Annotated in this window: 1 pseudogene; it reads left to right on the forward strand. The window is 79.3% G+C overall.

Features of this window, described 5'->3' with window-relative positions:
- Positions 1-35: 35 nt before the first annotated feature.
- Positions 36-363, forward strand: a pseudogene (locus tag JL475_RS39445) (helix-turn-helix transcriptional regulator); the annotation flags it as partial.

Genomic DNA, 363 nt, shown 5'->3' on the forward strand with positions numbered 1-363 from the left:
CTTCCTCGGAGGACTCCAGGAACACGATCCGCCGGGTGACGCCCCGGGTGTCGAGGTCGGCGAGCGACTACGCGGTGCTGGCGGAGGCCGCCGCGCACCTGGCCGAGGGACAGCCACAGGCCGCCGCCGAGGCGCTCCACGAGGTGCCCCTCGACCAGCCGGCCTGTGTCGTGGAGGCCGCCAGGATGCAGCTCGCCGCGGGCCGTCCCGGTGAGGCGGCCGACCTCCTCGACGCGCTGCGCGACGCGGGCCGGACCGGCCCCGGGGTGTCCGTGCGGGCCGCCCTGGTACGGGCCTGGAACGGGCACCTGGCGGGCGACCCGGCCGCCGCCCGCCGGTGGCTCGCCGCGGCGCTGCGCGGCG

The sequence above is a fragment of the Streptomyces sp. M2CJ-2 genome, assembly GCF_016757295.1.
Taxonomy (GTDB): domain Bacteria; phylum Actinomycetota; class Actinomycetes; order Streptomycetales; family Streptomycetaceae; genus Streptomyces.